6 protein-coding genes and 2 pseudogenes are annotated in these 7,577 nt (G+C 65.2%); 6 read left to right on the top strand and 2 right to left on the bottom strand.

Annotated elements, in window-relative coordinates; translation table 11 throughout:
• Positions 1 to 1,200 (top strand): annotated as a pseudogene (locus ACWCQ6_RS16575) (hypothetical protein); the annotation flags it as partial.
• A gap of 5 nt (positions 1,201 to 1,205) precedes the next feature.
• Complete coding sequence (locus tag ACWCQ6_RS16570; RefSeq protein ID WP_451089732.1) at positions 1,206 to 1,940, top strand: hypothetical protein; 735 nt, start codon at positions 1,206 to 1,208, stop codon at positions 1,938 to 1,940.
• A 472-nt stretch (positions 1,941 to 2,412) separates the two neighbouring features.
• Here ACWCQ6_RS16570 and ACWCQ6_RS16565 read toward each other — a convergent pair.
• Positions 2,413 to 2,538, bottom strand: a pseudogene (locus ACWCQ6_RS16565) (IS701 family transposase); the annotation flags it as partial.
• Positions 2,539 to 2,781: 243 nt separating this feature from the next.
• Between ACWCQ6_RS16565 and ACWCQ6_RS16560 the strand changes: the two are divergent.
• Entirely contained in the window at positions 2,782 to 3,387 is a 606-nt protein-coding gene (locus tag ACWCQ6_RS16560) for a chloramphenicol phosphotransferase CPT family protein (RefSeq protein WP_451089730.1), read from the top strand.
• A 336-nt stretch (positions 3,388 to 3,723) separates the two neighbouring features.
• Here ACWCQ6_RS16560 and ACWCQ6_RS16555 read toward each other — a convergent pair whose 3' ends face one another.
• Positions 3,724 to 4,725: an SEC-C metal-binding domain-containing protein gene (locus ACWCQ6_RS16555; RefSeq protein WP_451089728.1), complete on the bottom strand. Its 1,002-nt coding sequence runs from the start codon at positions 4,723 to 4,725 to the stop codon at positions 3,724 to 3,726.
• A 77-nt stretch (positions 4,726 to 4,802) separates the two neighbouring features.
• On the opposite strand from ACWCQ6_RS16555, the gene ACWCQ6_RS16550 reads away from it, so the two are divergent.
• From ACWCQ6_RS16550 to ACWCQ6_RS16540, 3 genes are read left to right on the top strand one after another with little or no spacing between them, the layout of a single operon-like run.
• Positions 4,803 to 5,609 carry a class E sortase gene (locus ACWCQ6_RS16550; RefSeq protein WP_451089726.1) on the top strand — a complete coding sequence of 269 codons (807 nt, stop codon included), beginning with the start codon at positions 4,803 to 4,805 and terminating at the stop codon, positions 5,607 to 5,609.
• Positions 5,610 to 5,664: 55 nt separating this feature from the next.
• Positions 5,665 to 5,823 carry a DUF3311 domain-containing protein gene (locus tag ACWCQ6_RS16545; RefSeq protein ID WP_189547109.1) on the top strand — a complete coding sequence of 53 codons (159 nt, stop codon included), beginning with the start codon at positions 5,665 to 5,667 and terminating at the stop codon, positions 5,821 to 5,823.
• Positions 5,820 to 7,355 (top strand): sodium:solute symporter family protein, encoded by a 1,536-nt coding sequence (locus ACWCQ6_RS16540; protein ID WP_451089724.1) that lies wholly within the window; start codon positions 5,820 to 5,822, stop codon positions 7,353 to 7,355. The genes ACWCQ6_RS16545 and ACWCQ6_RS16540 overlap by 4 nt, the downstream gene beginning before the upstream one ends.
• Positions 7,356 to 7,577: the final 222 nt, after the last annotated feature.

Genomic DNA, 7,577 nt, shown 5'->3' with positions numbered 1-7,577 from the left:
GACATCGTCACGTTCATCGTGAACCAGGGCGCCCAGATCGTGGAGTTCGTCAACGCCGTCCTGGACGCGGTCATCGCCATCGCCAACGGCGGCGCAGCAGGCGTCCCGAAGATGGTCGAGGCCGCCCTCGCCGCCAGCGTCCCGCTCCTCATCGGCTTCCTCGCCTCACTCCTCGGCATCGGCTCCCTCGCCAACAAGGTCAAATCCGTCTTCCACGCCGTATCCCGCCCCGTCAACCGCGCCATCGACAAAATCGTCAACTTCATAGCCAAGGCAGGCAAAAAGCTCTGGGCGAAGATAAAAGGGCAGAGCAAAAACAAGGAAACCGAGAGAGAAGAAAGCAAGATCAAGCGCTTGAATGCAGCAAGAAATTCAGTCCTTCGCGTACTGAGTCGCGGGATTACGGGAGCCAAATTACGAATACTTCTCTCCGCAATCAAACATCGACACAGATTACGTGAACTCCGCGTGGAAGATCAGGGTGAAAACAAGGCGCGAATATATGGCGCCATCAACCCTCAATTCGAAGAATTTCCGAACAAAATACCAGTCGTGGACAAGGTTACACCAGAGAGCCAAAAGGGGGGTGTCGAGAAAGCATTTCGAGCAATGGGATTCACGGAGCTCAGAAAAATAAAAGAGGGTCAGGGGTTGAATATTCGCGTAGAGAGGGGTAAGCCTAAGGGGGAGCCTGGCCTCGCCGTTGAATCCATATATTCCATTCATTACGTCAGGCAGAAGCAGAAGAAGCAAGAGGATCCGGAAGACTTTTCATACGCGGTTGTCGTCGAGATCGAATTCGAAGAAGGGGCAATCTCCGACTTGATCTCCGGCCCCAAGGGCGTAATCGATGGAAATACTGCCAATAAGTTCGTTGCTGCAGGCGACGGCGTCATAGAGGTCGAGGAAATCGATGGACGAAAAAGAAAAGTTTTCGTCTTCCATGCCAAGAGGCAAAATCTCCCAAAAAGGCTGCCTCTCCAGGAAGGCGGACGTCGCAACGTATTCGTCTACAAAGTGGAGCCGTCACACCAACCGGGCACAGCCCCTGTCGAGAACTACCTGGTGGTCTCCAGTAATCCCAGCAACCCCGACGCACTCGTGCACGATGTCAATGCACGGATTCGTAGAATATCCGTGATAGGTGGAGTGCGGGGTCAAGTATCTCCCGAGGTGGTCCAAGAGAAACTGGGAGGCTGAGTCACGTGATGCGCACACCCGATGAGGACGACGCTGTCACGAGAATGTTAAAAATCCGCAAATCAAAAAATAATCCTGGGGGAATTCCCTGGGAGGATGTTGCATCAAAGCTCGCCTCGCTCCCACCCGACAAGCGCTTCCGCATTGCTGTCCGGGCAGAATGGACGATCAAAAACCTCCCAGTGGCGGACGAAAGCGAGGCGTTAATTCTCCTGCTGGCTCTGGCAATCACTGAAAGCAAATCACTCACTCGCCTCGCCTTGATGGCGCTTGATTCACCAAACGCCTATTTCAAGGAAGACTATGCAGCACTCCTTGATTTTATGGGCGAGAATGAACTTGCCGACCGAGCCCTTGCGTCAATTTTGAATAATTCCATTTCAAATTTCGATAGACCCGATCTGTCGGCTACTCTCCGTACGCTTCATGCCCGCGGTGCACGCGAATACGCTGCCGCGGCCCGACCTTTCGTGAATAATCAGGATCCCGAGGTTCGGGGTGCGGCCATGACCTATATCTATGACTACGACACAGGCGAAGCTGGTGTCGTATTTCTCGCCAGACTCCAAAATGAAAGCGACCCGGAGATTGCCCAGTTTCTTATCGATGGACTCGTGATGTGGCATCATGTAGACGCCATTCCGCAGCTATCTTCAATGCAGAGAAATCAGGCCGTTCCAAGTGAGCTCAGAGCAGCTGCTCTAGCCGCAATTGCAGACCTTCAATCGGGAGAGCTGTAGCCCGTTACAGATGGAGAATAATTCTCCGCTAGCGCAAATTATTCGGGCCTTGAAGGGACTGAAGAGTCTCTTTCCTCGATGACTCGGACTGTCACACTTCGAAGGGGCCTCCGCTGCCGCGGCGTCCTTGGAGGAGACCTGGCTCCGAGAGCTGCTTGATTCTGGTACTCGCGCCGGGGCATGTGCACCAGCATCGCCATCGACATCCCCGCAGCTGTCGCTGGTTAATGCCGCAGCAGCCACCCACAATCTATTGGGTGTTGCCACCCATCAGCTTGAAGTTCTCGGTGCGGAAGGAAAGACCCAGCTCAAGATCAGGCCGGCCTGCTAGTACTCCAGTCGTAGATCGTGATCTTCATGCCTGATTCGCGGCTTGTCGGCGGTAATGACTGGCCTGGGCGCGGGCGTGGTGGCGGCGCCGCCAGTCGGACCATCCGAGCCGGTGGGCCGCATCGCGGACCGGCCGGGCGACTTCCCCAGCCCACTCGGCGATCGTCCAGCAGTTCTTGCGCGGCAAGTCCGACAACAGCCCGAGTACGAAGTCCCGCGCCCGGCGCCGGGGTTCCACCCGCGTGAACCGGCCCGCGATCTGGTGCATCAGGCCCTCGAACGCCTCCTGCCAACGGGCAGGGTCTACGCTGTGACCTGCGGCCACCGCGTGATCTTCAGTCTTCACACACCGATGATCAACAGTGGCCGCAGCTGTCGTTGCACCCGCCCTCACCGGTGCGATCACACGCTCTGGTGGGGCTGGGGTCTCTTACGGATCTTGCCGGGCGCCGAGATCCGTTGGAGATCCCCTCAACGCAGCGCCGGGGCGGCAACGTGTGATCATGCCGATATGGCACCTGGTCGGATCATATTCCTCAACGGCACCTCCAGCTCAGGGAAGTCGAGCATCGCCCGGGAGCTTCTGGACATCCTGGACGACGGCGTCTTCTTCCACATGGCGGTCGACGGCTTCAACGCGATGCGCAGCAAGCGGGAGCTCGGGGCGGAAGAGCTCGACGCCGCGCTGCGGCGGACCAGGATGGGCTTCCATCGCTCGATTGCGGCCATGGCCGAGGTGGGCAACGACGTTGTAGTCGATCACGTTCTGAGCGAGCCGTGGCGGCTGCTCGACTGCCTGACGGTTCTACGGCCCGAGGACGTACTGTTCGTCGGTGTCCACTGCCCGCTGGACGAACTGGCCCGGCGCGAGCTGGCCCGGGGCGACCGCCCGCCAGGCCTCGCGGCGCACCAGTACGACCTCGTTCACGGCCATGGCGACTATGACCTGGAGTGCGACACCAGCACCGCAAGCCCACGCGAATGCGCCCAGCGGATCAAGGAGTTCCTCCCGCGCCGCCCCAGCCCCACCGCCTTCACCCGCCTCGGCCGACGCCACCTGACGTGCGACCAGGAGCCGCCGACAGCTCGGGGCTCTGAGTCTGATCCGCATGGGTAAGAGCCCTGCGCATGAAGATCACGATCTACGGCTGGAGTACTAGGCATCTCTGCCAGCGGCCTGATCCAGGAGAGTGAACGGATCTACTACGACACGGACGGGAGTCCGGCAGCGTCACGGGACATCACGGTTGTCGACGTGCGGCGGGAGACCGCATACGAGATCGACATCGAGCAACCGGTCGAACGACACGGGTGACCGCCCGTCGAACCTTCCTCGTCGTCCTGCGGACACGTGCCGTGACGATGTATCAGTCATTTGTCGCGTGCCTCCTCGTCCGCACGGAGGGGCGGCCCGGCCGTTCCGGGGCCGCCCCCGCACCTCCTTACTGATGCCTCACTCGCCCCCGTGGCACTCCCGGTACGCGTGACCCGATCCGCACCAGCACGCCGCATTGCGGGCCGGGGGCCAGGGGATGGCTCGGCCGCGGGCGGCGAGGGTGGTGGCGTACTGGGGGAGGAGGTCAGGGTCGGTCGGGGAGGCGGCCTCCGAGGCGGCGAAGGCCTCGTACGACGGGACCGTGCCGGTCACGATGCCGAGGTTCGGGGTGCCGGCCTGGTGGAGGTCGCGGAGCGCGGCCTCCAGGCGGGCCAGGTGCTCGGGGTGGGAGGGGTACTCGTCGCGCAGGTCCGGGTAGGCGGTGAGGAGTTCGGCGAGTTCGGCGGCCGGCCAGTGCAGCAGCGCGACCGGGAACGGGCGGGACAGCGCCGTGCGGTACGTGCCCAACTCGGCGCGGAGGCGGGTGATCTCGGCCTGGAGCTCGGCCGGGTCCGAGGAGCCCAGTGACCACAGGCGCTTCGGGTCGTGGAGCTCGTCCAGCGGGACGGCGGCGGTGTGGAGGGTGTCGGCCAGCTCGTCCCAGGCGTCGTGGTCGACGCCCATCAGCCTGCGTACCCGGTGGCGGCCGAACAGCAGCGAGTGGGTGGCGTACGGGACCTCCTCGCCCGGCGCCAGGAGCAGCGTCAGCGCGGTCGAGAAGCAGTCGTGGGCGGCTTCGAGCTCGTCGTGGGCTTCGAGGGTCTCGGCCGCGATCTCCCAGGGCCCGGGGTCGAGCGGGCCTGCGGCGCGGATGCCTTCGATGATCGCGCGGGCCTCGGCCTCGTGGCCGTACTCCCACAGATTGGCCGCGTTCAGGGCCTTGACCAGGTGGGGGTGGTCGAGGTCGGGAGAGCCGAGGAGTTCCTCGTAGAGGGTGGTGGCGCGGGCGCGGTCGTCGGCGAGTTCAAGATGGGCCGCGGCCTGGAGGAGCAGCGGCTCACGGTCCTCGGGGTACCGTGCCGCGGCGCGCAGCAGACGCTCGGCTTCGGTGGTGTGGTCAGCAGGCGTGTCGGGGCGCATAAATCACACCGTACTGCTGTATGGCTGCGGGGCGGAGAGTGTTCCAGGCCTGGAGAGTTACGGGCCGTGGGCCTATCGTGCGGGCCGTGCGGGAGCGGATACCGGTGGTGGTGCAGCGGAACGCGCGGGGGCGCAGGGTCGTCGCGCGCGGGCTCTGGACGGGTGCCGAGCTGGTGATGACCCTCGGCGTCGTCCTCTTGTTGCTCGTTGTTCATCAGCTGTGGTGGACCAACCGGCAGGCCCGCGCCGGGGCCGAGCACCAGGTGCGGGCCCTTCAGCGGGAGTGGGAGGAGGAGCGCGGGGGAGCTGGAGCAGTGCCCGGGGACGACGGTGATCCCGGGGCCGGTTCACAGAAGCCCGGCGGTGCCGGTGGCACCGGTGGTGCCGGTGGCCGGCCGGCCACGGGGGGCGCCGCCCGTTCCGCGCCCCGCTGGGACCAGGCGTACGCCGTCATCCGCATCCCCCGGCTCGGGCTCGTCGCCCCCGTCGCCCAGGGCGTCGGCAAGAGCGGCGTCCTGGACAAGGGGTACGTCGGGCACTACCCACGCACCGCGCAGCCCGGCCAGGCCGGGAACTTCGCGCTCGCCGGACACCGAAACACCCACGGCGAGCCCTTCCGATACATCAACCGGCTGCGACGCGGGGACCGCATCGACATCGAGACCCGGGACGCCGTGTACACGTACTCCGTCGGCCGGACGCTCGCGCGGACGAGCCCGCGCGACAGCGGTGTCATCGCCGCCGTCCCGCGCAGCAATCTGAAGCCGTACCCCGGGTACGAGCGGGCCGGTTCCTATGTGACGCTCACTACCTGCACGCCCGAATTCACCTCCCGCTACCGGCTTGTCGTATGGGGAGAACTCAATGATGTCCGGTCGCGGTAGCGGCGTCGCACTAAGGTTCCCTCACGTGCTCAGACGACGTCCGCAGTTGTTGTGGTTGCTGGTCCCCTACGTGCTGTACCTGGGGGCGCTGCCGCTCGTGAACCGGGTCCACCCGGTGATTCTCGGGCTGCCGTTCCTCTTCGTGTGGCTGCTCGGGGCGACACTGCTGACCCCCGTCGCCGTATGGCTGACCCGGCGGGGGGACCGCCGGTGAACGCCACGGTCGCGACCTCCGTCTTCGGCGTCTTCATGGCCGTCACCGTCGCCCTCGGACTGCTCGCGACGCGCGGGCGGCGGAAGGGGAACGGCGAGGGCGGCGGGCTCGCGGAATGGTCCGTGGGCGGACGCAGCCTCGGGACGGTGTTCATCTGGGTGCTGATGGCCGGCGAGGGCTACACCAGCTTCAGCTACCTGGGCGCCGCGGGATGGGGCTACAACTACGGGGCGCCGGTGCTCTACGTGGTGGCGTACATGTCCTGCGGGTACGCCATCGGCTACGTCGTCGGACCGATGCTCTGGGCGTACGCGCGCAGGCACGGGCTCGTCGGGATCACCGACATGGTGGCGCACCGCTTCGGACGGCCCTGGCTCGGCGCGCTCGTCGCCGTCCTCGCGACCGTCTTCCTGCTGCCGTACATCCAGCTCCAGATCACCGGCATGGGCGTGGTCGTCTCGACCATCTCCTACGGCGCCATCAGCCTGAACTGGGCCTACTTCATCGCCTTCGCCGTCACCACCGGCTTCGTCGTGGTGAGCGGGCTGCGGGGCAGCGCGTGGGTGTCCGTGCTCAAGGACGTCCTCGTGATCGTCACGCTCGGCTTCCTCGCCCTCTACGTACCGATGCACTACTTCGACGGGTACGGGCCCTTCCTCGACCGACTCGTCACCGAGAAGAGCGAGTGGCTGACCTTCCCCGGGCACGGGGACAGCGGGCTCGGACAGGCCTGGTTCATCACCACCTCGTTCCTCAACTCGCTCACCGTGGTGATCTTCCCCACGACTGTCGCGGGCTACCTCGGCGCGAGGAACGCCGACGTGCTGCGCCGCAACGCGATGCTGCTGCCCGCCTACAACGTGCTGCTGTTCGTGCCGATGCTGCTCGGTATGGCGGCCCTCTTCGTCGTGCCCGGCCTCGTCGGGGCCGAGTCCAACCTGGCGCTCTTCCGGCTCGTCGTGGACTCGCTGCCGGCCTGGGCGGTCGGTGTCATCGGTGTCGCGGCGGCGCTCTCCTCGATCGTGCCGATGGCCGTCTTCATGCTGGTCATCGGCACGATGTGGGGGCGCAGCGTGCTCTCGCTCGTACCGCGCTGGGAGCGGCGGCAGAAGGGCGCGGCGCAGGTGGTCGTCGTGGTCGCGGGGAGCCTCGCGCTGCTGCTCACGTACACCGCTCCGAACACCCTGGTGCGGCTCTCCCTCATTTCGTACGAGGGAATGGCGCAGCTGCTCCCCATGGTGCTGCTGGGGCTGATCTGGCGGCGGCTGACCCTGCTCGGGGCGATGAGCGGTCTGGTCGTCGGCGTGGGGATGGTGTGCGGGTTCGTGTTCACGGAGAACGACCCGGTGTGGGGGGTGAACGCGGGCATCGTGGCGCTCGGCGTCAACCTCGCCGTCGCGCTGGCGGTGACGTACGCGGGGCCGCGCGAGCGCGACGACCGGCCGGACGACGAGGTGCTCGCCCGGGACGAGACCGGGGCACCGCGACAGGAGGCGGAACCCGGCGGCGCTCTCGTGGGAACCGGCATCTGACCGACACCGGGACCGGTCACTGACCGACACCGGAGCCAGCCACTGACCGACATCGGAACCGGCGCCGGCCGACACCGGGACCGGTCACCGGCCGACATCGGAACCGGTCACTGACCGACACCGGGACCGGTCACTGACCGACACCGGAACCGGCCAGTGACCGACATCGGACGGACCGGTGCGCCGGACCCATCGTGTATAACGGCTGGAGAGCATCAGGCG

The sequence above is a fragment of the Streptomyces sp. NPDC001880 genome (genome assembly GCF_053594575.1).
Note: the sequence above shows the minus strand (reverse complement) of the source record. Positions and strands in the feature narration are given on the sequence as shown.